This is a genomic window from Stieleria sp. (assembly GCF_041595215.1).
GTDB classification, from domain to species: domain Bacteria; phylum Planctomycetota; class Planctomycetia; order Pirellulales; family Pirellulaceae; genus Stieleria; species Stieleria magnilauensis.
Map to the genome: position 1 here is coordinate 1 of NZ_JBFHKV010001168.1, position 2,509 is coordinate 2,509.

The 2,509-nt window shown below is 60.4% G+C and carries 3 protein-coding genes; all 3 read right to left on the reverse strand.

Translation table 11 applies throughout. The features are described 5' to 3' along the window. Window positions 1-341: TatD family hydrolase (locus ABX749_RS29280; RefSeq protein ID WP_372899158.1), on the reverse strand; the 341-nt coding region annotated here is incomplete at its 3' end. Continuing rightward, complete coding sequence (locus ABX749_RS29285) at window positions 341-1,381, reverse strand: phosphatidate cytidylyltransferase (protein WP_372899159.1); 1,041 nt, start codon at window positions 1,379-1,381, stop codon at window positions 341-343. The genes ABX749_RS29285 and ABX749_RS29280, both read right to left, overlap by 1 nt. A 73-nt stretch (window positions 1,382-1,454) precedes the next feature. Beyond that, window positions 1,455-2,507, reverse strand: coding sequence for a 3-isopropylmalate dehydrogenase (leuB, locus tag ABX749_RS29290; RefSeq protein ID WP_372899160.1), 1,053 nt, complete (start codon window positions 2,505-2,507; stop codon window positions 1,455-1,457). Between the last annotated feature and the right edge of the window lie 2 nt (window positions 2,508-2,509).

The window sequence follows — 2,509 nt, forward strand, 5'->3', positions numbered from 1 at the left end:
TACACGTGCTGCAATTCGATCGGCGTGTCGTCCCAGTAGCAGTCCAGTCCGGTTTCACCGATCGCGCGGACACCGGGGTATCCGGCCAACTCTTCGATGATCGCGAAATCGCCGACATCTGCCTCAGCGGCGGAGTTTGGTTGGATTCCGACAGCGGCGTACAGGAATCCCGGGTATTCGGCTGCCAGGTCACAGGCGCGGCGACTGGTTGCGACATCGATCCCGATCACCATGATTGCTTCCACACCGGTGTCGCGCGCGCGGCTGACGGTCTCGTCCAAACCTTCGGCAAAGGCATCGACGTTCAGGTGCGCGTGGGTGTCGAACAGTCGCAGCGTCATTAGGCTGAAAAGAAGTAGCGAGTCAGGTGATAAAAGACCGGTGCGGCGAAACAGATATTGTCGATTTGATCGAGCACGCCGGCGTGACCTTGAACCAGCGTTCCCGTATCGGTGACGCCACGGTCGCGTTTGATGGCGCTCATCGTCATCGCGCCGCCGCAGGCCATCGTGGTGACGACGGCCGCCAGGACACCGGCTTCCCAGGGGTAAAACGGAGTCGCCCAGGAGAGCGCCGCGGCGATCAGCCCGGTGGTCACCATCGATCCCAGCACACCTTCCCAGGTTCGTGACCCGTTGATCTTTTCCGCAATGACATGCCGCCCGGCCAGCTTGGTCCAGCCGCGTTCGAGCACGGCAGCCAACTGCGCGATCACGACTAGAAAGATCAGCACGCTGACGTTGCTGCCGTGCCACGGCTCGCCGCCGGTTCGAACCAGATCCAGATCCAGCAGCGCCGGAGCGTAACTGAGCGCGTACACGCAAATCAGCAGTCCGGCTTGGATTTTCGCACTCCGTTCGAGAAACCGCTTGTAGTCACCGGCGATCGCGGCACGGGCCGGAATGAACAGGCTGGCGTACACCGGGATCATGATGCTGTACAAGCCGTAGTAGTCGTTCTGGGGAACGAAGCTGGGTGGATGGCTTCCCAGGGCGATCAAGATGTACTGCAGCGGCGTGAACACAAAGAACACCCAGAACAACGTGCGGTGGTCTCCGCGCCGCGTCGGCGTCATCGTGATGAATTCTCGCAGCGCCCAAAACGACACGAACCCGAACAGGATGACGACACCGATTCGCTGCAGTAAGAAGCCGAAGACGAAGATCGCCGTCATCAGCCACCAGACACGGAGCTTTTGGTTGTACCGTCGGACGATGGCCGATTCGACGCCCATCGTTTCGCGACGTGACAACAGAAAACCGACCAACGAGGCGATGCCCAGCGCGGACAGGATCACCGCAACGAGAATCATTGCCCGCGTGGACAACCAGACGGTGCTCGCAAGCATCCCGATTTCTGGTTGAATTAGTGTGTCGTTCATCAGGGTTCCCGGTGCATGGCAATGGGTAGCCGGCGTTGCCAGAACGTCCGGCTACAGAGTCATTGCAAACCCATCACTGCTTGAGTTGATTGACGACCGCGTCACCCATCGCTTCGGTGGAGACCGACGGGCCGCCCCGGGCGATGTCGGCGGTCCGCAGGCCGGCGGCCAACACGTCGCCGACAGCCGTCTCGATCGCAACCGCTTCGGCATCCGCGTTCAACGAATGACGCAGCAACATCGCCGCAGCCAAAATGGTCGCCAGTGGATTGGCGATCCCTTTGCCCGCGATGTCGGGGGCTGAACCATGGATCGGTTCGTACAATCCGGGACCGTCACTGCCCAGCGAGGCACTCGGCAGCATGCCCAAGGAACCGGGCAACATCGACGCCTCGTCGGTCAAGATGTCACCGAACATGTTGCCGGTGACGACGACGTCGAAATCCGACGGGCGATTGATCAGGTGCATCGCCATCGCATCGACCAGCACGACGTCGTATTCGACTTCGGGGAACTCTTCGGCCATCACGCGTGCAGCGGTTTGACGCCACAACCGGCTCGGCTCCAACACGTTTGCCTTGTCGACGCTGGTCAATCGGTTGTCGCGTCCCTTGGCGGCTTGAGCGGCCAGCCGAACGATGCGCTCGACTTCACCGACGCTGTAGACCATCGCCTGGCTGGCGGTTTCATCTTTACCGGATCCGCTGCGACTGGATTCGCCGAAATAAATTCCGCCGGTCAGCTCACGAAAGAACAGGATGTCGGTGCCCTCGATGATCTCGCGACGCAGCGGCGAGGCGTCGATCAATTGATCGAACAACTTGATCGGTCTCAGGTTGGCGAACAGTCCGAGCTCCTTGCGGATCTTCAACAGTCCGGCTTCCGGACGCGTCTTGGCCGACGGGTCATCCCACTTGGGACCGCCGACGGCGCCTAACAAGATCGCATTGGCATTTCGACAGGCCTGAACGGTCGCCTCTGGTAGCGGGTCACCGGTTTCGTCGATCGCGATCCCACCGATCAAATGCGATTGGAAAGTGAATTCGTGACCGAAAATCTCACCAATCGTTTCGAGAACACGTTTGGCTTGCTGCGTGATTTCGGGACCGATGCCGTCGCCGGGCAAAA